Annotated in this window: 17 protein-coding genes; 14 read left to right on the top strand and 3 right to left on the bottom strand. The window is 47.5% G+C overall.

Annotation, left to right across the window (positions count from 1 at the left end):
• The first annotated feature begins 38 nt into the window (after positions 1-38).
• Both relA and MJO46_RS17705 read left to right on the top strand, forming a co-directional pair.
• Positions 39-2,246, top strand: coding sequence for a GTP diphosphokinase (gene relA / locus MJO46_RS17700; protein ID WP_253990458.1), 2,208 nt, complete (start codon positions 39-41; stop codon positions 2,244-2,246).
• A gap of 236 nt (positions 2,247-2,482) precedes the next feature.
• Entirely contained in the window at positions 2,483-3,406 is a 924-nt protein-coding gene (locus MJO46_RS17705; protein WP_253990459.1) for a transporter, read from the top strand.
• Positions 3,407-4,077: 671 nt separating this feature from the next.
• Here MJO46_RS17705 and MJO46_RS17710 read toward each other — a convergent pair.
• Both MJO46_RS17710 and aguA read right to left on the bottom strand, forming a co-directional pair.
• Complete coding sequence (locus MJO46_RS17710) at positions 4,078-5,784, bottom strand: amidase (protein WP_253990460.1); 1,707 nt, start codon at positions 5,782-5,784, stop codon at positions 4,078-4,080.
• A gap of 73 nt (positions 5,785-5,857) precedes the next feature.
• Positions 5,858-6,970, bottom strand: a complete 1,113-nt coding sequence (gene aguA / locus MJO46_RS17715; RefSeq protein WP_253990461.1) for an agmatine deiminase — start codon at positions 6,968-6,970, stop codon at positions 5,858-5,860.
• A 435-nt stretch (positions 6,971-7,405) separates the two neighbouring features.
• Here aguA and mazG point away from each other — a divergent pair, with 435 nt between their 5' ends.
• From mazG to rpoS, 11 genes are all read left to right on the top strand, one after another.
• Positions 7,406-8,302, top strand: coding sequence for a nucleoside triphosphate pyrophosphohydrolase (gene mazG, locus MJO46_RS17720; protein WP_253990462.1), 897 nt, complete (start codon positions 7,406-7,408; stop codon positions 8,300-8,302).
• Positions 8,303-8,418: 116 nt separating this feature from the next.
• Positions 8,419-10,056, top strand: a complete 1,638-nt coding sequence (locus MJO46_RS17725) for a CTP synthase (protein ID WP_253990463.1) — start codon at positions 8,419-8,421, stop codon at positions 10,054-10,056.
• Between the two features lie 215 nt (positions 10,057-10,271).
• A complete protein-coding gene (gene eno, locus MJO46_RS17730; protein WP_253990464.1) occupies positions 10,272-11,567 on the top strand; it encodes a phosphopyruvate hydratase in 1,296 nt (431 codons plus the stop codon).
• A 98-nt stretch (positions 11,568-11,665) separates the two neighbouring features.
• Positions 11,666-11,965 carry a cell division protein FtsB gene (gene ftsB, locus MJO46_RS17735; RefSeq protein WP_198780693.1) on the top strand — a complete coding sequence of 100 codons (300 nt, stop codon included), beginning with the start codon at positions 11,666-11,668 and terminating at the stop codon, positions 11,963-11,965.
• A 62-nt stretch (positions 11,966-12,027) separates the two neighbouring features.
• Entirely contained in the window at positions 12,028-12,735 is a 708-nt protein-coding gene (gene ispD, locus MJO46_RS17740; protein ID WP_253990485.1) for a 2-C-methyl-D-erythritol 4-phosphate cytidylyltransferase, read from the top strand.
• A gap of 41 nt (positions 12,736-12,776) precedes the next feature.
• Complete coding sequence (gene ispF / locus MJO46_RS17745) at positions 12,777-13,262, top strand: 2-C-methyl-D-erythritol 2,4-cyclodiphosphate synthase (protein WP_253990465.1); 486 nt, start codon at positions 12,777-12,779, stop codon at positions 13,260-13,262.
• 21 nt (positions 13,263-13,283) lie between these two features.
• Positions 13,284-14,366, top strand: coding sequence for a tRNA pseudouridine(13) synthase TruD (gene truD, locus MJO46_RS17750; protein ID WP_253990466.1), 1,083 nt, complete (start codon positions 13,284-13,286; stop codon positions 14,364-14,366).
• Positions 14,363-15,112 carry a 5'/3'-nucleotidase SurE gene (gene surE, locus MJO46_RS17755; RefSeq protein WP_253990467.1) on the top strand — a complete coding sequence of 250 codons (750 nt, stop codon included), beginning with the start codon at positions 14,363-14,365 and terminating at the stop codon, positions 15,110-15,112. Before truD ends, surE begins: the two co-directional genes overlap by 4 nt.
• Complete coding sequence (locus tag MJO46_RS17760; RefSeq protein ID WP_253990468.1) at positions 15,109-15,744, top strand: protein-L-isoaspartate(D-aspartate) O-methyltransferase; 636 nt, start codon at positions 15,109-15,111, stop codon at positions 15,742-15,744. Before surE ends, MJO46_RS17760 begins: the two co-directional genes overlap by 4 nt.
• An 89-nt stretch (positions 15,745-15,833) precedes the next feature.
• On the top strand, positions 15,834-16,730 hold the full coding sequence (locus MJO46_RS17765) for a peptidoglycan DD-metalloendopeptidase family protein (protein WP_253990469.1): 897 nt from the start codon (positions 15,834-15,836) through the stop codon (positions 16,728-16,730).
• A gap of 79 nt (positions 16,731-16,809) precedes the next feature.
• Positions 16,810-17,790, top strand: coding sequence for an RNA polymerase sigma factor RpoS (gene rpoS, locus MJO46_RS17770; RefSeq protein ID WP_253990470.1), 981 nt, complete (start codon positions 16,810-16,812; stop codon positions 17,788-17,790).
• Positions 17,791-17,884: 94 nt separating this feature from the next.
• On the opposite strand, the gene mutS is transcribed toward rpoS, so the two are convergent.
• A complete protein-coding gene (gene mutS, locus MJO46_RS17775; RefSeq protein ID WP_253990486.1) occupies positions 17,885-20,455 on the bottom strand; it encodes a DNA mismatch repair protein MutS in 2,571 nt (856 codons plus the stop codon).
• Positions 20,456-20,833: 378 nt separating this feature from the next.
• On the opposite strand from mutS, the gene recA reads away from it, so the two are divergent.
• The gene (gene recA / locus MJO46_RS17780) at positions 20,834-21,907 is read left to right on the top strand and encodes a recombinase RecA (RefSeq protein WP_198780686.1); all 1,074 of its coding nucleotides are present in this window, start codon (positions 20,834-20,836) and stop codon (positions 21,905-21,907) included.
• Positions 21,908-21,910: the final 3 nt, after the last annotated feature.

Below are 21,910 nucleotides of genomic sequence, written 5' to 3' on the forward strand. Positions count from 1 at the left end.
CCACTTTCTCTCTGAGCACGGATAAGGAAATAAATTAGATGGTCTCTGTTCGCGAAGCGCACTTTAATGATCCCGATTTTCACTTAGAAGATTGGGTGGCTCGCTATGTCGGCAATGCCGATGAAGCGCAGATGCTGCTCTCTTTGATAGGGCAGATTGACGCCTTACCCGCCAAGAGTCCTGCTGCGAAAAGAGAACTGCTCGAACGTGCCCGCGAGATGATCGAAATCCTCGCGCCGCTGAACATGGATATCGAAACCCTGCAGGCGGCGATTCTGTTTGTGGTGTTCGATGCCGGACTCTTGACCGAAGATGCCATCAAAGAAAAATTTGGTGAGCCGCTGGCGCGTTTAGTGGCGAGTGTCGTGACCATGAACGCCATCGGCGCCTTGAAAATCAATCCCAACAGCCGCTCCACCGAGCCACAAATCGATAATATCCGCCGCATGTTATTGGCTATGGTTGAAGATGTGCGCGCCGTGGTGATCAAACTGGCCGAACGTGTGTGTTTGCTGCGGGCGGTAAAAAATGCCGATGAAGAAACTCGCGTGCTGCTGGCCCGCGAAATTGCCGATATTTATGCGCCGCTTGCCAACCGTTTAGGGATTGGCCAATTGAAGTGGGAGCTGGAAGATATTTCGTTTCGCTACCTGCATCCAGATACCTATAAAGACATCGCTAAGCAGCTAGATGGCAAACGACTTGATCGTGAAGTTTTTATTGAAAAATTTGTCAGCCAGTTGCAGCAAAGATTAGATGAAGATCATATCCGCGCTAAGGTCTACGGCCGGCCGAAACACATCTACAGTATTTGGCGCAAGATGAAGGGCAAGCACCTCAAATTTGATGAGTTGTTTGACGTGCGCGCCGTGCGTATTGTGACTGAGCGTTTGCAGGATTGCTATGGCGCCTTAGGTGTAGTGCATACGCTTTGGCACCATATTCCACGGGAATTTGACGACTATGTCGCTAACCCTAAACCTAACGGTTATCAATCGATCCATACCGTGGTGGTGGGGCCTGAGGGCAAAACCGTTGAAATTCAAATTCGTACTCAGGATATGCATGAAGATGCAGAGCTGGGTGTGGCCGCGCATTGGAAATACAAAGAAGGCAATCATTCCGGTAAGCAAAGCGGCTACGAAGAAAAAATTAACTGGCTGCGTAAAATTCTGCAATGGCAGGAAGACGTGGTCGAAAGTGGCAACTTGGTCGAAGAAGTCCGCAGCCAAGTGTTTGAAGACAGAGTCTATGTGTTCACCCCAAGCGGTGAAGTTGTCGACTTGCCACTGGGCTCAACCGTGCTCGACTTTGCCTATTACATTCATTCCCAAGTAGGGCATAAATGTATTGGCGCTAAGGTCGATGGCCGTATTGTGCCGTTCACCTATCAGGTTGAAACGGGCGAGCGAATCGAGATCATCACCTCGAAGCAGCCCAATCCTAAGCGCGACTGGCTTAACCCTAACTTAGGGTATATCCGTACGGCGCGGGCGCGTTCGAAAATCCAGCATTGGTTCAAGCAGCAGGACAGAGACAAGAATATTGTCGCCGGCAAAGAAATGCTCGAATCCGAACTCGCGCGGGTGAGCCTTAAAATTAAAGACGCCGCCATCGCGGTCGAGCGCTTTAATATGGCGAGCATGGATGACTTACTGGCGGCGATTGGCGGCGGCGATGTGCGTCTGCATCAAGTGGTTAACCATATTCAGAGCCGTCTGCGACTCGACGAAGTGTCGGAAGAAGACGCCGTCGAAGAGTTAGTTAAGAAAGGCCAACATAAACCGACCTCCAGTGGCCGTGGTCAGGTTGAAGTCAATGGTGTGGGTAACTTGCTTAACCATATCGCCCGTTGTTGTCAGCCAGTTCCCGGTGATGAAATCTTAGGTTTTATCACTAAGGGCCGTGGTATTTCTGTGCATCGCGCGGATTGCGAACAAGTTAAAGAGCTGATGCGGGTTCATCCCGAGCGCGGCGTCGATGTGGTCTGGGGCGAAAATTACTCCGGCGGTTATCGGATGCGTTTGCGGGTATTGGCCCACGATCGCAGCGGTTTATTGCGTGACTTAACCTCAGTGCTGGCTGCCGAAAAATCCAATGTGCTCGCCATGAGCTCCTCATCGGATATTAAGAATCAGACAGCGGCTATTGAATTGGAATTAGAGCTTTATAATCTCGATGGTTTATCGCGGGTGTTATCTAAATTATCTCAGGTAGATAGCGTGATCGAGGCAAGACGGCTGTAAATGTCATTCGGTGCAAGAAGAGGGCGGTAGGGTGAATTTCGCCGTGCCGCTTTTTATTTAGCTGATTGTTTATGGTATATAACGATCTGGGGGCTGTGAGTCACCGAAAATTCGAGCATGTTTTTTTGTAGTTTCTCCTCATTTATCAAAGCTATCTAAAAGTATTAACTTTACCTCTTTACATTATTCACCTAGCATTTACCTAGTACATTTTCTTCATTGTGATTAAAGCCCTTATGCCATATCGTGCAGAACAATTAACGCCTAAGTTAAAGCTCGCCATTGGGAGCTTGTTGAGTGTGTTATTGTTGCCAAGTGCAAATGCGCAAGATTTAGAGCCACGCAGTTTTGCTAATATTCCCACGGGTATGCATTTTTTAGTTCTCGGCGCAGTGCATTCAGAAGGCGACTTTTCGCCTTCACCTTCGATTCCAGTCCAAAATGCGACATTAATCTCCAACGCAGGTGTTTTTGGCTATGCGCAAACATTCGCGATAGCGGGCAGTTCTTCTAAATTAGATGTGGTGGGTGCCCGTTTGTGTATACACGGCCGCGCCGAAGTGAATGACACTATGGTCGAAGGTGGGCGCTGCGGCTATACCGATCCGCAAGTGCGGCTCACGTGGAATTTTTACGGTGCACCAGCCCTAAAACGTACTGAGTTTGCTCAATATGATCCCAGAGTGGTGATTGGCACAAGCTTACAAGTCAGTGTGCCCGTTGGCACTTATGATGAAACTAAATTGTTGAATGCGGGCGCGAATCAATGGATATTCAGGCCCAGTATCGGCATGTCGCAGCATCTCGGAGATTGGCACTATAACCTTATCGCCGCGGTGCGATTATACGGTGACAATGATGCCTACTTTAATCAGGTATATGTTGAGCAGGCGCCGCAATACAGTATGCAGGCACACTTGATATATACCGTCGCCCAAGGACAATGGGTGTCTTTAAGTGGCAACTATTTCTACGGTGGCGAAACCAAGAAGAATGGCGTTTGGTCTAAGGATGAACAGAGTAATTCTCGCTTTGGGTTAACGTATTCGTTTTCCTTATCCCAAAGTCAGAGCATTAAACTCTATGCCAGTAAAGGAGTGATCACCCGAATTGGTAACGATTTTGATACTTTCGGCGTTCTTTGGCAGTATGCTTTTTAATGATTAAAACCGAACCAAGATCAATTGTAATCATTGAATGATAGTGGTTTCCCCCTGTCTATTTCACTGAGAGTGCATAGGCACAGCGATACAAAAAATGGCCGGGTAGGATTTGGTTTTATTGACAATTAAGCCGCGTCTATGCCCATCACTGCGACCAGTGAGTTTATCCTCGTCACACAAAAAAAACTTATCCCGTGGATGAAAGGCTGCCCCGTCCATGGGCGATCGTCTCGTTAATTTCTTAATTTCTTAATTTTTTGATTGGCAGCCTACATCCATTCGATGTCTTACAATAAAAGTGTTATGGGTGTTCCCACTTTTTTATAATTGGCTTTTTATCTATTTTCACGACAACTAAGTGATGGTTGTTGATATTTTCAACCGCTCATTCTCACAAACCAACACATTCTTATCACACTGAATCTGTGCCAACTTGCTCATTCGCTCAGTTGCCTGAGTTGTTGCACGGTTTGCCTTCAAGCGGCATTGACTAGAGTTGTCTTAACGAGACTGATAAAAGTGGCTGAATTGCTATCACAGCAAACGGTAAAGTCTTACTTCTGACTTTTCGTTGGCGTTAAAAAACGGGATTGGCAAATAGATGCCAATCCCGTTTTCATTTCTAAGCTCATACATTTAGTGCTTAGGTTTATGCATTGTCTTAGCGCTTATTCACCAAGCTTTGGTGTGCGTGGCGGAATAATGCGCCTGTCGCCTGTCGACTCAAATGCACCGGCAAATTTAAGCAGGTTATTATCGTCATAGGCGCGGCCTGCGAAGGTTAAACCGACTGGCATACCAATATCGGCCATCACACCCATAGGCACAGTTACAGTAGGTACCCCTAAGTGGCGAATTGCTAGGTTACCATTAGCGACCCAAACCCCGTTGCTCCAAGCAATATCGGCTGAAGCCGGATTCACATGGGCATCGGCAGGGCCAACATCGGCCACGGTTGGGAACAGCACAGCATCAAGCTTAAGTCCGTCCATCCAGTCTTCGAGATCCAACTTACGCGTCTTCTCTAAGCCACGCAGACCATCTGGAATGCTGTCGATCTGGTCATAGGATTTAAGGCCACGCTTAGCCATGTTGACATACTCTTCCATGCCTGCCGCTAAGTCACCTTCACGGTTTGGCAAAGTGCCTAAATCGTGTGGGAAAATCAGATAGCCGTTAACATCTTCAAGCTTGTTGAGTTTAGGGTCATTGTTAGCCCGCAGGAATTCATCGAACGCCCAACCCGAGAGTTCCCATAATTCATCGTGGAGGAACTGAGGCGTGACTATGCCACGGTTAAACACGGTCGGCGCACCCGGGCGGTCGCCTTCACAATTTGAAACCAACGGAAAGTCCACTTCAAGCACTTCGGCGCCGACAGCTTCTAGGGCTTTACGCGCCGCTTCCCACAGATCGATAACCGATTGGCGGGTATGAATCCGTTGGCCCGTTGGGCCGCCAATGCCCGGATTTTCGCTGGTGCCTGCCAATTCATCTTTATTGATGTACATACGCGGCACCCCAAAACGCTTCCCCTTAAGGGTGTCTGCGTTAGCGGCTAGCGCCAGATAGGATTCTGGGCGAACGCTAGAAGCTTTAGGGATTTGAACCCAAGGTTGCAGACGCCAGAGGTCGCCACGGGTGATAGGATCATCGGCCACAATCACATCAAGCACTTCGAGCATATCCGCCATTGTGCGGGTATAGGGCACGACCACATCCATGGTCGGGGTTAATGGCCAGTTGCCGCGCACCGAAATCACACCGCGAGACGGTGTATAGGCACACAAACCATTATTGGACGCAGGGCCACGACCACTCGACCATGTCTCTTCGGCAAGACCGAACGCCGAGTAGCTCGCCGCTGTGCCCGTGCCCGCTCCGTTGGAAGAACCTGAGGCGAAAGGTGCAGTAAGATAGTTCGCATTGTAGGGGCTTTCGGCGCGGCCATAGTGACCACGCTGCATGCCGCCATTGGCCATAGGTGGCATATTGGTTTTGCCAAGGCAAATGGCACCCGCGGCGCGTAGGCGCTCGACGGCAAAGGCATCGTACTGGGCCACTAAATCTTTAAATGCTGGGCTGCCAGACGCCGCCGTCAGTCCCTTCACCAAATAGCTATCCTTAGCGGTGTAAGGAATACCATCAAGCGGGCTTAAGGTTTCACCACTGGCACGGCGCGCATCTGAGGCTTCGGCTTCTTTGAGCGCCTCAGGATTGTGTACCACTAACGCATTGAGCTTAGTTTTTGTCGCAGGGCCGTCATAGGCCTCAACCCGCGCGAGATACGACTTAACCAACTCCACTGCAGTCGTGCGGCCAGATTCGAGCGCTGCACGCAGCTCGGCAATGGAAACTTCAGTGACTTCAAACATCTTATGCCCTCCCGCTGAAAGCCAATTGTGGTGTATTAACAGTGACATCAATCGTCATGCTGTTCTCCTTGGGTTACTTTCCTGCAGGGATTTGCTGAGTAATACAATGGATATTACCGCCACCTAATAAAATCTCCCGTGCAGGCACACCCACAATCTCATGCTCAGGGAAAATTTCTTGCAGCTTTTGGGCTGCGATATCATCGGTTGCTGGGTCAATCAGTGGGAACACGATACGATTATTGGTGATTAAAAAGTTCACATATGAACCCGCTAAACGCTCACCCGCAGTGCGTGGCACGCCAGTGCCTTCAGTCACGCCTTTTGATTCTTCTTCGGTGCAATACAGCGGCCCCGGTTGTGGCAGCAGGTGAATTTTTAACTTACGGCCTTTGGCATCCACGGTATTTTGCAGCACTTCGAGCGCGGCTTTTGAACGTGGATATTGTGGATCCGATTCATCATCAGTCCAGTGCAGAATGACTTCACCCGGACGGGCAAAACAGCACATGTTGTCGATATGGCCATCGGTCTCATCCATATAAACGCCGTCTTGTAACCAGATAAACTGCTTAACATTCAAATAGTCACGCAGTAAGCCTTCAATCTGTTCTTTTGTCAGTTCAGGGTTACGGTTGGCGTTGAGTAAACATTCGGCACTCGTCATACAGGTGCCTTCACCATCGACATGGATGGAGCCACCTTCGAGGATCAGCGGCGCGCTGTAACGGGCAAAGTCATGTTGTGCAAGCATTTGCTGCGCGACTTGCTCGTCCTTATCCCATGGGAAGTACAAACCACCGTTATGGCCGCCCCAAGCATTAAAGCACCAGTCAACGCCACGGCATTCACCATTATCATTTACAACGACAGTTGGCCCAGTGTCACGAGCCCAGCAATCGTTACTGTCCATTTCAACCAAGGTAACATGGGATGGCATAACCGTTTTGGCTTGTGCTAAAAACGCTTTAGGGACACCCATATACACTGGCGTTGCCGCGCCAATCGCATCGGCCACCTTAGCGAAAGTCGCCTGAGCATACGCACCCGCAGCGCGCCAGTTATCGGGACGATAGGGCCAAATCATCCACACAGCTTGCTGCGCAGCCCATTCGGCTGGCATATAAAAACCATCTTGTGATGGCTTAGTCGTTAACGGCGTGGCATCCACTGTCACGTTTGTCATGAATTTTGTCTCCATTAATGCTGAAATCTATAGGGGTGCTCGCCCTAAACATAGGGCGATAGAATAGAAAACACCTAACATAATCAAATGAATAAATCGAATGACTGCATTCATCTCGCAGCTTTCACTCATGTATGGTTAGGCCGCAATTACCGCATATCCACAAGGTGAGTTTTAGCGTCGTTGAAATATTGCTGCGTATCTTATCATTTAAGGCGGCCTGTGCTGAATAGTGATATGCAACGCATAGATGAGAATTTGTAGGTAAAGGTAAGCCGTCCCTTTGCGCCATGGTGACCATCGCATAGCACTTTTATGTTAGCTAGCTTATCATCGCTTTATTATGGTCTTCGCTAAAAAGCACTGCTGGGGCGTATTCTTTTGCTCTTCCTCGGTATTCGCTCGTTTCAGTATTTATTTTTAAAGGATATCAGCATGATTTCCCGCACGGCGCCATTAAGCTCATTTCCAACTACTGAGCGTTCAACAACTGAACTTTCTACAACAGATGTTGAGCCGCTACTTAAGATTATGGAAAAACTGCGCGACCCGCAAACAGGATGCCCGTGGGATAAAGCGCAAACTTTTCAAACCATAGTGCCCTTTACCTTAGAGGAAGCCTATGAAGTTGCCGATACCATAGAGCGTTTAGCCTGGGATGAGTTACCCGATGAACTGGGGGATTTATTATTTCAAATCGTATTCTATTGTCAGCTCGGTAAAGAGCAGGGCAAGTTTGATTTTACGAGCGTGATAGAGAAAATCAGCGACAAGCTAACCCGTCGTCATCCCCATGTGTTTGGTGAGCAAAATGGGCAAATTGGCGATAGCACCCAAGCGATGAAGGCCAATTGGGAGGCGATTAAAGCGAGTGAACGTGAGCAAAAAGCGCAGCAAGAGGCAGGTGAAACCCAAGCTGATGTGCAGGTTTCTGTATTGGATAATATTCCTCGCTCACAACCTGCGCTGTCACGTTCAATCAAAATTCAGCAAAGGGTGGCACGGGTTGGCTTCGATTGGGCCGAGCTTGAGCCTGTGGTCGCTAAAATCCATGAAGAAATCGATGAAGTCTTGCATGAAGTGAATCAAAGCGAACAAGACCAAGCTAAAGTGCAGTCTGAAATGGGTGACTTGCTGTTTGCCGTGGTGAATTTAGCTCGCCATCTTAAGGTCGATCCAGAACAAGCGCTACGCCAAGCGAACCTTAAATTTGAACGCCGTTTTCGCGGTGTCGAGCAGTTAGCCGCCGAAAATGGTAAGGGCTTAGAAGCACATACCTTAGCCGAACTCGATGCTTACTGGGATAGCGTAAAAGCGACGGAATCGAGATAAACGGCAAATTATCCCGATTGGTGTTTGTCGAATCGCGCCGCCTTTGGTATACTACTGCCCCGTCCTAGTGCTTTCTTACAAGCACGTATTTTCAAACTCATTTTCTCAGGTTCAGCATGACTACAAGGTATATCTTCGTTACTGGTGGCGTGGTTTCATCACTAGGTAAAGGCATTGCAGCTGCATCATTAGCCGCAATTTTAGAGGCCCGCGGTCTCAATGTAACCATCATGAAACTGGACCCATACATTAACGTTGATCCGGGTACCATGAGCCCAACCCAACATGGCGAAGTATTTGTGACTGAGGACGGTGCAGAAACAGATCTCGACTTGGGTCACTACGAGCGTTTTATCCGTACTAAGATGAATCGTCGTAACAACTTCACTACCGGTCGTATTTACGAAGAAGTATTACGTAAAGAACGTCGTGGCGATTATTTGGGCGCAACCATTCAGGTTATCCCACATATCACTAACGCGATTAAAGAAAAAGTGTTGGCAGGTGGCGAAGGCCATGATGTGGCTATCGTCGAAATCGGCGGTACTGTGGGTGATATCGAATCTTTGCCATTCCTAGAGTCTATCCGTCAGCTCGGTGTTGAACTGGGCCGCGACCGTACTCTGTTTATGCATTTAACCTTAGTGCCTTTCTTAGGCGCTGCGGGTGAAGTAAAAACTAAGCCAACTCAACACTCAGTGAAAGAACTGCGTTCTATTGGTATTGCACCCGATGTGTTGATTTGCCGTGGCGATCGCGCGATACCAGCAAACGAGCGCGCTAAGATTTCGCTATTCTGTAACGTTGAAGAACGTGCGGTTATTTCATTAAAAGATGTTGATAGCATTTATAAAATCCCAGCACTGCTGCGCTCACAGGGTTTGGATGACTTAGTGGTTAAGCGTTTCGGTTTAGAATGCCGTGAAGCTGACTTATCTGAGTGGGAAAATGTGATTTATCAAGAATCTAATCCAAACGGCGAAGTCGTTATTGGTATGGTGGGTAAATACATTGAACTGCCAGATGCCTATAAGTCAGTCAACGAAGCGTTAAAGCACGCAGGCCTTAAAAACCGCGTATCAGTGACCATCAAGTATATTGATTCACAAACCGTAGAAGCCAAAGGCGATGAAGTCCTACAGGGTTTAGACGGTATCTTAGTACCAGGCGGCTTCGGCGAGCGTGGTGTCGAAGGTAAGATACTGGCGGCAAAATTTGCCCGTGAAAACAAACTACCTTATTTTGGTATTTGTTTAGGTATGCAAGTTGCGCTGATTGAATTTGCCCGTAATGTCGCAGGTATGTCTGATGCACATTCAACTGAATTCAATAAAGAAACGCCGTTCCCAGTGGTGGGTTTGATCACCGAATGGGTTGACGAAGAAGGTAACCTAGAGCAGCGTCATGAAGCGTCTGACTTAGGTGGCACTATGCGTCTAGGCGCCCAGTTATGTCATCTACTGGATGGCTCTAAAGCTGCTCAGGCCTATAAAGGCAACACTTGTATTGAACGCCATCGTCACCGTTACGAAGTGAACAATAAATACAGAGAACGCTTAGAGCAAGCGGGCATGGTGTTCAGTGGTTTGTCCTCCGATCGTAAGCTAGTGGAAATGATCGAATTAAAAGATCACCCATGGTTTGTTGCGGGTCAATTCCACCCTGAGTTCACCTCAACGCCACGGGATGGTCACCCATTGTTCGAAGGCTTTATTGCTGCGGCAAGTGCACATCAAAAACGTGATCTGAAGTAAGAATATTTGAGGCCGGACCCGCGACAGTGGGGCCGGCCTTTTGCTACACTCAAGCCGCTTAAACCTGAGTGAGAACTCGTACCCATGTGCATAAACGACTTGCGTATAGACGGAAATAGTAAACGGAATTTAAAGATTTTAGTCGTGCTTTACATCTGTTTATTCCCATAGGTATTGGTTTTTTCTTTTATTTTTAAACTTAAATCGAGGGTAATATGGCTAAGATTATTAACGTGATTGGCCGCGAGATTATGGATTCTCGTGGTAACCCAACAGTTGAAGCCGAAGTGCATTTAGAAGGCGGTTTTGTGGGTATGGCTGCGGCGCCTTCTGGTGCATCAACCGGTAGCCGCGAAGCGTTAGAATTACGTGATGGCGACAAGAGCCGTTATTTAGGCAAAGGGGTATTAACGGCTGTTGCCAACGTAAACGGCGTTATCCGCGCTGCATTATTAGGCAAAGATGCCACTGCACAGGCCCAAGTGGATCAAATCATGATCGACTTAGATGGCACTGAAAACAAAGACAAGTTAGGCGCAAACGCGATTCTGGCTGTGTCTTTAGCCGCTGCTAAAGCTGCCGCTGCATCTAAAGGGATTCCTTTATACGCGCACATCGCCGAATTAAATGGCACCCCAGGCCAATATGCTATGCCAGTGCCTATGATGAACATCTTAAACGGTGGCGAGCACGCGGATAACAACGTGGATATCCAAGAATTCATGGTGCAACCTGTTGGCGCGAAAACTTTCCGTGAAGCACTGCGCATGGGTGCCGAAATTTTCCATACGCTGAAAAAAGTGCTACACAACAAAGGTTTAACCACTTCTGTTGGTGATGAAGGTGGTTTTGCGCCTAACTTAGCCTCAAACGCCGATGCCCTAGCGGTAATTAAAGAAGCCGTTGAACTGGCGGGCTACAAGTTAGGTACTGATGTGACTCTGGCACTCGATTGCGCCGCCTCTGAGTTCTACAAAGATGGCAAATACGATTTAGCGGGCGAAGGTAAAGTGTTTGACTCAAATGGCTTCTCTGATTTCCTAAAATCATTGGCGGAGCAATATCCAATCGTATCTATTGAAGACGGTCTGGACGAGTCAGATTGGGATGGTTGGGCATACCAAACTAAGATCATGGGCGACAAGATCCAATTAGTGGGCGACGATTTATTCGTAACCAACACTAAAATCTTAACCCGTGGTATCGAAAACGGCATCGCTAACTCAATCCTGATCAAGTTCAACCAAATCGGTTCATTGACTGAGACTTTAGCTGCCATTCGCATGGCGAAAGAAGCTGGCTACACAGCGGTGATTTCACACCGTAGCGGTGAAACTGAAGATTCAACCATTGCTGACTTAGCCGTAGGTACAGCGGCTGGCCAAATCAAAACCGGTTCACTGTGTCGTTCTGACCGTGTCGCTAAGTACAACCAATTGCTGCGCATCGAAGAGCAATTAGGTGAAAAAGCCCCGTACCGTGGTTTGAAAGAGATCAAAGGTCAGGCGTAATTTAACGTCCGATGTAAAAAGGCCACCACTTGGTGGCCTTTTTTGTTGTACTATCTGCAATATATTTTTTAATCCAAGATACTGACGCTAATTCCTCCATGAAATTTTTTGTCATTGCACTCATAGTGCTACTCGGTTTGCTGCAATACCGGCTGTGGTCGGGAGATAACAGCCTGCCCGAATACTTTGTCCTGCAAAAACAGATTGCGGCGCAGCAGGAAGGCAACGCTAAACTCAACGAGCGTAATCAAGTGCTTAAGGAAGAGATCATCGACCTTAAAAGTGGCACCGAAGCGATTGAAGAACGTGCCCGTAACGAGCTTGGCATGGTCAAAGAAGGAGAGACTTTCTATCGCGTGGTAGGCGGTGACCGTGCAGTATCGAGTCCTTCACAGTGATGGAGCAAATGCGTATGGATATCGCATTAGAAGCGGATAAGCATTCAGAAAGCCAAACCCAAATGGCCGATATCACCGCCCATCTGCTTCACTCGGTTGTGGCGATAGTGCCAGCCGCGGGGATCGGCGCCCGGATGGGGGCGGGGAAGCCAAAGCAATATTTAGAATTATTAGGGCAAAGCATACTGGCCCACACCTTAGATAGGTTGTTATCCCATCAGCAGATCACCCAAGTTATTGTCGCCCTGCATCCAGAAGACACTTTTTTTGTGGCCTTACCCCAGGCTAAGCATCCGAAGTTAGTCACAGTGTTAGGCGGTGGTGAACGCGCCGATTCGGTGTTGGCGGCATTGCAAATTGCACCAGAGCACAGCTGGGCCTTAGTACATGATGCGGCAAGGCCATGTTTAACCGAAGGGGATATCGATAAGTTGCTGGCCTCGAGAACGCGCTTTCCCCAAGGGGCGATTTTGGCTATGCCAGTACGCGATACCATGAAACGCGCCGATGCAAGGGGGGAGATCTGCGCAACCGTCTGTCGCGATCATTTATGGCATGCGTTGACACCGCAATTATTTCCCACATCCCTGCTGAAATTGTATCTGCAGGGTGCCCTTGCTGCGGGCGCTGTGGTAACGGATGAAGCCTCGGCTATGGAATGGGCGGGGATCTCACCCGGACTCGTTTCTGGCCGTGCTGACAATATAAAAGTGACTCATCCCGATGATTTAGGCTTGGCAGAGCTTTTTTTGATGCGAGCCACTAAGTAGTTTATAAAATTAAAAAATAATCAATTTGTTAGGGTGGATAAATGAAGATCCGTATCGGCCATGGTTTTGATGTTCATAAATTTGGCGAAGCGCGACCATTAATTTTATGTGGTGTGGAAGTACCCTATGAGACTGGACTCGTTGCCCACTCGGATGGTGATGTGGTTTTGCATGCGATTTCCGATGCCATACTTGGCGCACTGGCGCTAGGGGATATAGGTAAACATTTCCCCGATACGGATGCCGCTTATAAAGGCGCCGATAGTCGTGTATTGCTGCGCCATTGTTATGGGTTAGCGATCTCGAAAGGGTTCGAGCTAGGCAATTTAGATGTCACTATCATTGCCCAAGCACCTAAAATGGCGCCCCATATAGAGGCAATGCGCCAGATATTAGCTGACGATTTAACCGCGGAAATTGATGATATTAATGTCAAAGCCACTACAACTGAAAAGTTAGGTTTTACAGGGCGTAAAGAAGGCATAGCGGTAGAAGCAGTTGTCTTGATGAAACGTATACAAGATTAATTAACGAGATAAATAAGTCCCATGAGTGAACTCCATTACCTATACGGCAAGCCACTTGGCAGCGCAGATTTACGTACTCATAACAGCGATTTTATCGTGAAAGAGATTTTGCCTTTTAGCCCGACTGGTGAAGGCGAACATCATCTGCTGCATATCCGTAAGGATGGGCTGAATACGGTTCAAGTGGCTGAAATGATAGCCAAGTTCGCAAAAGTACATCCAAAGGAAGTGACTTACGCGGGACAAAAAGATAAAAATGCCATCACGGAACAATGGTTTGGTGTACGCATTCCGGGTAAAGAAACCCCCGCTTGGGCAGAACTTAACAGCGAACGATTGATGCTTCTCTCCAGCAGCCGTCATAGCAAAAAATTACGCATCGGCGCACTGCTGGGTAATAGATTTATCCTGACCTTACGTAATGTCACCCAAGTTGAAGATATTATCGGCCGTATCGAAAAAGTAAGTCAAATTGGCGTGCCCAATTATTTTGGTGAGCAACGCTTTGGCCACGATGGTAAAAACTTAATTTTGGGACGGCAAATGTTGGCCGGCAAGAAGGTCAAAGACAGAAATAAGCGCAGCATGTATTTATCTGCCGTGCGTTCGCATCTGTTTAATACTGTTGTGTCCTACCGATTAGCAAACCATGGCACTAAGCCATTAGCGGGGGATTGTGTGATGTTGGCGGGGAGTAAAAGCTTCTTCGTCACGCCTGAATGGGATCTGGTGGTGTTGAAGCGTCTGATTGAAAAAGACATTCAACTCTCTGCACCCTTGTGGGGCCGCGGCATGATGTTACCTCAAGGTGAAGCCGCCGCGATGGAAACCGCCGCAATGGCGGAATTAACGGACGATTGTTATGGCTTAGAACATGCGGGATTGGAGCAGGAGCGCCGGCCATTACTTTTAGAACCACAAGGGCTTAAATACGAACAAACGGCAGATGGTCTCGTGTTGGAGTTTATTTTGCCCGCGGGGAGTTTTGCGACTTCCTTACTCAGAGAGTTAGTCAATTATCAAGATGTAAAAGAGCAGCAATGGCAGGCAACGCTCTCCCCTGAGGTGCAAACGACTAACGGCAGTGGTGAAACCGCATCATGATCCGCATTCTTGTCAGTAACGATGATGGCGTCAATGCACCTGGGATCCGCGCCCTAACCGAAGCACTCGCTGAAATCGCCCATGTGATGACAGTCGCACCTGACCGTAATTGTTCTGGGGCAAGTAACTCTTTAACCTTGACTAATCCATTAAGAATTAATAGGTTAGATAATGGCTATATTTCAGTGCATGGCACTCCCACCGATTGTGTGCACTTAGCCATTCGTGAGCTTTGCGATGGTGAGCCCGATATGGTGGTTTCAGGCATTAATGCGGGCGCGAATATGGGGGATGACACTTTATATTCGGGCACTGTTGCGGCGGCGATGGAGGGGCGGTTTTTAGGCTTCCCTGCGGTGGCGATTTCGCTCAATGGTCGAGAGGGCAAGCATTATCATTCGGCGGCCGTTTATGCTCGCCGTATTGTACAAGGATTGTTAGTTCATCCCTTGGCAAGCGACCAGATTTTAAATATCAATGTGCCAGATTTACCCCTAGAAGAAATTAAAGGGATCCGAGTGACACGGCTTGGTGCGAGGCATAAAGCCGAAGGGATAGTGCGAACCCAAGATCCCGCAGGAAAGGAAATCTTTTGGTTAGGCCCTCCAGGCCTTGAGCAAGATGCGACCGAGGGCACGGATTTTCATGCTATCGCTAATGGTTATGTTTCCATCACGCCTTTAACGGTAGATCTCACTGCATATAGACAATTATCGGCATTGCAAAATTGGGTAGATAAAATATGACTCGAATTGCCTCAACATCGGCGGTGAATTTAGCGAAAAAGCTCCATGATACGGGGATCCGTCATCAAGCCCTGTTGAAGGTAATTTCTCAAACGCCGCGGGAATTGTTCCTCGATAATGCATTAGCCCACAAAGCCTATGAAAATACCGCTTTGCCGATAGGGCAAGGTCAAACCATTTCTCAGCCCTATATCGTGGCTCGTATGACAGAGCTCATACTACAAAACCAGCCGCAAAAGGTGCTTGAGGTGGGAACTGGCTCTGGATATCAAGCGGCGATTTTGGCGCAATTAGTGCCTGAGCTTTATACCATAGAGCGGATTAAAGGACTGCAGATCCAAGCTCGGCAGCGATTGAAGCGACTCGATCTACATAATGTTTCCTTTAAATATGGCGATGGCTGGCAAGGTTGGCAAAATCGGAGTCCCTTTAACGGTATTATGGTGACGGCTGCGGCCTCAACTGTGCCGGAGGCCTTATTATCCCAGTTAGCCGATGGTGGTGTGCTAGTGATCCCCGTTGGGGAAGAAACCCAGCAATTAATGCGGATCACCCGTCATGCCGATCGATACAGTTCCGAGATCGTGGAAACGGTGAAGTTTGTCCCTCTAGTCAATGGTGAACTCGCTTAACATTTGCAGCCCTTGTCTAAGGCAAAATTGTTGTGAGACATTATTTCTCCCATAGCAAACAGTGATACAACTTAGGAAAGGAGTTTTTATTGTTGAATGCGGGTTTACTTTTAAACCTTGGTTTGTTGTTTATGCTTGTAGGCTGTAGCTTCCAGGCGAGTCGTCCCGCACCCGTCGAAAGTCTTTCCCACAGTTATTCAAAACATAATAAAGGCCACATTAAATCAAATTCATATAAAGTTAAAAAAGGCGATACGCTCTATTCAATTTCATGGGCGGCAGGCAAGGATTTCGCTGAAATAGCCAAAATTAATCAATTAGATAAATCGTACACTATCTACCCTGGACAGATTTTATATCTCACTGAAATCCCGTCAGTATCTAGATCAAAATCGACGTCTTTAGGTGGAAATAACCCGACAGCTAAAGGGCTGAGTGAGGTTAATTCCTCGACAAAACAATCTTCTAGTGATAATTCCAGCGCAAAAAATCAATCAAATGATCCTCAGAAAAAAACACTTGATCAGAAAGCGAAGCCTGCGTATTCTGCAACAAGTGCTCAACAAAATGTTAACCCTTCAATAGTTGCCCCCACCTCGACACTGCCCGGCAGTGTGAGTCAGTGGCAATGGCCAGTAAGAGGTAAACTGATTGGGACTTACTCTGCTAATGAGCAGGGGAATAAAGGCATTAAGATCGCAGGAAGACGTGGAGATATCATCAAAGCTGCTGCAGATGGGCGGGTGGTATATGCAGGTAGTGCGCTGAGGGGATATGGTAATTTAGTCATCATTAAACATAGTGACGATTACCTTAGTGCTTATGCTCACGCAGATCAGATCTTAGTCACAGAGAAGCAACATGTCCTTGCGGGACAGACAGTTGCGAAAATGGGTAACACAGGCACTAACCAGGTAATGTTGCGATTTGAAATTCGTTATCATGGTCAATCTGTAAACCCACTTAACTATCTACCTAAGCAATGATTGTTTAGGGCCTTGTTGGCATGGAGGAAATAGAATTGCAGTAATTCAAGCAGTTAAATTAGGTTTGGGAGATTTGATCATGAGCCGTATAAATAGCACTGCCGCAGAAGAACTAGTAGATTTTTCCGTAGAAACCGCAGAGTTTGATCTCGAAAAAGAGGATACAGTCGCCGATTTAGTTCAAGAGCTTGGACTAGAACAACAGGTTCAAGATGACCTGCAAAAAAATCTTGATGCCACTCAACTCTATTTAGGTGAAATAGGGTTTTCCCCACTGCTTAGCGCAGAAGAAGAAGTTTATTTTTCCCGTAAGGCCTTAAAAGGCTGCGAAAAATCCCGTAACCGCATGATCGAGAGCAATTTAAGGCTCGTCGTGAAGATTGCCCGTCGTTACAACAATCGTGGCCTTGCCCTGTTAGATTTAATCGAAGAAGGTAACCTAGGATTGATCCGCGCAGTAGAGAAATTCGACCCCGAAAGAGGTTTCCGTTTCTCTACCTATGCGACGTGGTGGATTAGACAAACAATTGAACGGGCGATTATGAATCAAACCCGTACGATTCGTCTGCCTATCCATGTTGTCAAAGAATTGAATGTGTATTTACGTACAGCGCGGGAGTTAGCACAAAAGCTTGACCATGAACCCACAGCGGAAGAAATTGCTGAAAAACTGCAGGTTTCCAGTGCCGATGTGAGTCGTATGCTGAAGTTGAATGAGAAAATCACCTCTGTCGATACGCCTTTGGGGGGCGATAATGACAAAGCTCTGTTAGATGTGCTGGCCGATGATGATAATGTAGGCCCTGACTATAAAGTGCAGGATGAAGATATTTCTAACTCTGTCGTCAAATGGTTAAACGAACTCAATACCAAACAAAGAGAAGTGTTAGCCCGTCGATTTGGCTTATTGGGTTATGAGCCATCCACTTTAGAAGATGTGGGGGCTGAGATAGGTTTAACCCGTGAGCGTGTACGTCAAATTCAGGTTGAAGCACTAAAACGTCTACGTGATCTGCTTGGATCACAGGGGTTATCAGTAGAAGCCTTGTTTAGAAGTTAATGTCTTTGGGGAGACTTAATTTTAGCCTTACCGAGAGTAGTTTATATATAAACGCCCACAGAAGTGGGCGTTTTGTTATCTAAAATTCAATCGTTTAACTTAAACGTTTTAGCTCATACAGTAAATCAAGTGCTTGCTTCGGCGTTAAATTATCGGGATTGAGTGCCTGCAGTTTAGTGAGAGCGGGATTCTCAGCCGGCTCAGGTAGAGCGAGTAGGGTTTGAATGGGCGTTTTTGTGCTCTCAAGTTGATGATCGCGACTTTCTAATTGCTGCAATTTGTGTTTCGCCGCCTTAATGACTTTTGCTGGCACGCCCGCGAGTGCCGCAACCTGTAAACCATAACTCTTGCTGGCTGCACCCTCCTGCACTGCATGCATAAAGGCGATGGTGTCCTCATGTTCTATCGCATCTAAATGGACGTTATAGACGCCAGATATTAGCTCAGGTAGCTGAGTTAGCTCGAAATAGTGGGTGGCAAACAACGTCATAGCGCCGACTTGCTGGGCAAGATATTCCGCAGCTGACCAAGCTAGTGATAAACCATCGTAGGTCGATGTTCCACGGCCGATTTCATCCATTAACACTAGACTTTGAGCGGTTGCATTATGGAGGATGTTGGCGGTTTCTGTCATTTCGACCATAAAGGTTGAGCGACCAGAAGCCAGATCGTCCGATGCACCAATACGGGTAAATATTCGATCAATAGGCCCTATGACAGCCCGCTCTGCCGGTACAAAACAACCGATGTGAGCCATTAGGGTTATCAAGGCGACTTGGCGCATATAGGTCGATTTACCCCCCATGTTGGGGCCAGTCACAATCAACATGCGCCTTTGATTATGCAAGGTGACCGGGTTAGCGATAAACGGCGTTTGACTAACACGTTCAACCACAGGGTGGCGACCCGCATCAATTTTTACCCCAATTTCCGTGCTCAGTTCTGGGCAGGTATAACCTAAGGTTTCGGCACGTTCGGCAAAATTACTCAATACATCGAGTTCGGCAGCGGCTCTAGCAAAGGCTTGTAATTCATGTAATTTAGGCAGAATAAGATCGAATAGTTGTTCCCATAGCTGTTTTTCGAGGGCTAGGGCTTTACCTTGGCTGGAGAGGACTTTCTCTTCATATTCCTTAAGTTCGGGCGTGATATAGCGCTCCATATTCTTAAGGGTTTGACGGCGCTGATAATTTAGCGGTACTTGGCTTGATTGTAAGCGGCTGACCTCAATGTAATAGCCATGTACTCGGTTGTAGCCGACCTTCAGTGTCGCTATGCCTGTACGTTCTTTTTCCCGCGCTTCGAGTTGGACCAGATAATCGCTGGCACCTTCGCTCAATCCACGCCACTCATCTAATTCAGCATTGTAGCCTTCACGGATAACGCCGCCGTCGCGGATCAGCATGGGAGGATTATCGACAATGGCGTGCTCAAGCAAGGCTTGCTCTGCGGGGAATTCACCTAAATGTTGACGCAACTGAATGGTGTGCGGTGCGCTCAGTGTACTTAAACTTTTTTGTAAATCAGGCAATAAACTCAATGCTTGACGCAATCGGGCAAAGTCCCTAGGCCGAGCGGTACGTAGAGCAAGTCTTGCCATGATGCGCTCGATATCTCCGAGCGCTTTAAGCTGCTCATGCAATGACTCATGTACAGCGGTTTCAAGCAATTCATTGACAGCCGTCTGGCGAGCAAAAATTTGCGCATGATCCCTTAGTGGTTGATGGATCCAGCGTTGCAACATACGGCTGCCCATGGCTGTGGCTGTATTATCGAGCACGGCTGCGAGGGTGTTATCCCGTCCGCCGCTGAGATTTTGAGTCAACTCTAAATTACGGCGAGTAGCCGCATCGAGCACTATGGTATCGGTCTGATTGAAACGGGTTATGGCATTAATATGGGGCAGTGCGGTGCGCTGGGTATCTTTAACATACTGCATCAAGCAGCCCGCCGCTTGCAGAGATAAGCGCGCATCGCTAATACCAAAACCATGTAGGTCTTTAGTACCAAATTGTGCCAGCAGCAGCTTAATGCTGGTATCGTAATCAAATTCCCACTCGGGGCGGCGACGTTTGCCTTTGAAATGTTGTAATAATTCTAGTGCGCCAAAATCTTCACTGTAGAGAATTTCAACGGGATTGGTCCGTTGTAATTCGGCCTCTAAGGATTCTCGAGTCTCAAGCTCTGCAATCACAAATCGACCGGAAGAGACATCGAGGGTAGCATAGCCAAAGCCAACTTTCCCTTGATAAACCGCAGCTAACAGATTGTCTTGGCGCTCCTGTAAGAGGGCTTCATCGGTTAAGGTGCCTGGAGTCACTATGCGCACTACTTTACGCTCAACCGGACCTTTAGAGGTCGCGGGATCGCCAATTTGCTCACAAATGGCAACCGATTGACCAATTTGAACTAACTTAGCTAAATAGCCTTCAACTGCATGGTAGGGAATACCTGCCATAGGAATAGGATCGCCGCCACTCTTGCCGCGTGCGGTCAGCGAGATGCTCAATAATTCGGAAGCGCGTTTGGCATCGTCGTAGAAGAGTTCATAGAAGTCACCCATACGATAAAACAGTAACATATCGTGATGCTCTGCTTTCATGGTCAAATATTGACGCATCATAGGAGTATGTTTTTCTAAATCATCGGTATCAATTACATTCATTAAATCGTTATCGTCCGTTGTGACTGCCCTAAAGGCGATATCAATTGCGCGGGTAGTGGCTAACCCATCAGGGATTTTGGTCACTCGTGCGCAAAAAAGTTGCGCCAATCTTAGCAATAATTTGCTGAGAATTGAGCCCTAAACTGTGGATATTCGTTTATATAGTGACTTATCTGACTTAGAGTCATCTAAAAGCGGGTTAATTTAGGCAAATCCGTTGACCGAAAAATAATTCAGCCACAGGTCTTGATACTGTATGATTGTACAGTATACTAGTCAGCAGATTAAGACAGAAAGCCTCGCTTTTTGAATTGCCCGCGTTATTAAATTGAATATCACTTTTGACAGCCTAGATGCTGTCTAGATGAGGGAACAGGAATGAAGGTCGATCCAAACAAAGAGAAAGCACTTGCTGCGGTATTGAGCCAAATTGAAAAGCAATTTGGTAAAGGCTCCATCATGAAGCTGGGCGAAGATCGCTCCATGGATGTTGAAACCATCTCTACCGGTTCGCTATCTCTGGACGTCGCCTTGGGGGCTGGTGGTTTACCTATGGGACGTATCGTTGAGATCTACGGCCCTGAATCTTCAGGTAAAACGACTTTAACACTGGAAGTCATTGCCGCAGCACAACGTGAAGGTAAAACCTGTGCCTTTATTGACGCCGAGCATGCTTTAGATCCTATCTACGCTAAAAAATTAGGGGTAGATATTGATAATCTGCTTTGTTCTCAGCCTGATACTGGCGAGCAAGCCCTAGAAATTTGTGATGCGCTAACTCGTTCAGGTGCGGTGGATGTGATCATCGTTGACTCTGTGGCGGCGTTAACGCCCAAAGCTGAAATCGAAGGCGAAATTGGTGACTCTCACATGGGCTTAGCGGCGCGTATGATGAGCCAAGCCATGCGTAAACTTGCGGGTAACTTAAAGCAATCTAACACCTTACTTATCTTCATCAACCAAATCCGGATGAAGATTGGTGTGATGTTCGGTAACCCTGAAACCACTACCGGTGGTAACGCGCTGAAGTTCTATGCTTCTGTCCGCTTAGATATTCGTCGCACAGGTGCGATTAAAGACGGCGATGAAGTGATCGGTAACGAAACCCGCGTTAAAGTGGTGAAAAACAAAGTCGCAGCTCCCTTTAAACAAGCAGAATTCCAAATCCTGTATGGTCAAGGTATCAACCGTACTGGTGAGTTAGTTGACTTAGGCGTAGCCCATAAACTGATTGAAAAAGCCGGTGCTTGGTACAGTTACAAGGGCGATAAAATTGGTCAAGGCCGTGCCAACGCGGGTAAATATTTAACTGAAAATCCAGCAGTAGCCGCTGAAATCGATAAGACATTGCGTGAGCTATTGTTGAGTAACCCTAGCGCACTGGCATCATCTGCATCCGATGATGACAACACTGAGGGGAATATTGACTTAGAGACAGGCGAAGTTTTCTGAGCC

Origin of the sequence: Shewanella sp. KJ2020 (assembly GCF_024197625.1) — a bacterium.
Classification (GTDB): Bacteria; Pseudomonadota; Gammaproteobacteria; order Enterobacterales; family Shewanellaceae; genus Shewanella.

Bases quoted from the DNA above. Each gene is read 5' to 3' on its own strand.
- mutS (WP_253990486.1), bottom strand. From the start codon at position 20,455: ATGAATGTAATTGATACCGATGATTTAGAAAAACATACTCCTATGATG.
- ispF (WP_253990465.1), top strand. From the start codon at position 12,777: ATGAAGATCCGTATCGGCCATGGTTTTGATGTTCATAAATTTGGCGAA.
- MJO46_RS17725 (WP_253990463.1), top strand. From the start codon at position 8,419: ATGACTACAAGGTATATCTTCGTTACTGGTGGCGTGGTTTCATCACTA.
- ftsB (WP_198780693.1), top strand. From the start codon at position 11,666: ATGAAATTTTTTGTCATTGCACTCATAGTGCTACTCGGTTTGCTGCAA.
- MJO46_RS17760 (WP_253990468.1), top strand. From the start codon at position 15,109: ATGACTCGAATTGCCTCAACATCGGCGGTGAATTTAGCGAAAAAGCTC.
- surE (WP_253990467.1), top strand. From the start codon at position 14,363: ATGATCCGCATTCTTGTCAGTAACGATGATGGCGTCAATGCACCTGGG.
- rpoS (WP_253990470.1), top strand. From the start codon at position 16,810: ATGAGCCGTATAAATAGCACTGCCGCAGAAGAACTAGTAGATTTTTCC.
- aguA (WP_253990461.1), bottom strand. From the start codon at position 6,970: ATGACAAACGTGACAGTGGATGCCACGCCGTTAACGACTAAGCCATCA.
- truD (WP_253990466.1), top strand. From the start codon at position 13,284: ATGAGTGAACTCCATTACCTATACGGCAAGCCACTTGGCAGCGCAGAT.
- recA (WP_198780686.1), top strand. From the start codon at position 20,834: ATGAAGGTCGATCCAAACAAAGAGAAAGCACTTGCTGCGGTATTGAGC.
- ispD (WP_253990485.1), top strand. From the start codon at position 12,028: ATGGCCGATATCACCGCCCATCTGCTTCACTCGGTTGTGGCGATAGTG.
- relA (WP_253990458.1), top strand. From the start codon at position 39: ATGGTCTCTGTTCGCGAAGCGCACTTTAATGATCCCGATTTTCACTTA.
- mazG (WP_253990462.1), top strand. From the start codon at position 7,406: ATGATTTCCCGCACGGCGCCATTAAGCTCATTTCCAACTACTGAGCGT.
- eno (WP_253990464.1), top strand. From the start codon at position 10,272: ATGGCTAAGATTATTAACGTGATTGGCCGCGAGATTATGGATTCTCGT.
- MJO46_RS17710 (WP_253990460.1), bottom strand. From the start codon at position 5,784: ATGTTTGAAGTCACTGAAGTTTCCATTGCCGAGCTGCGTGCAGCGCTC.
- MJO46_RS17705 (WP_253990459.1), top strand. From the start codon at position 2,483: ATGCCATATCGTGCAGAACAATTAACGCCTAAGTTAAAGCTCGCCATT.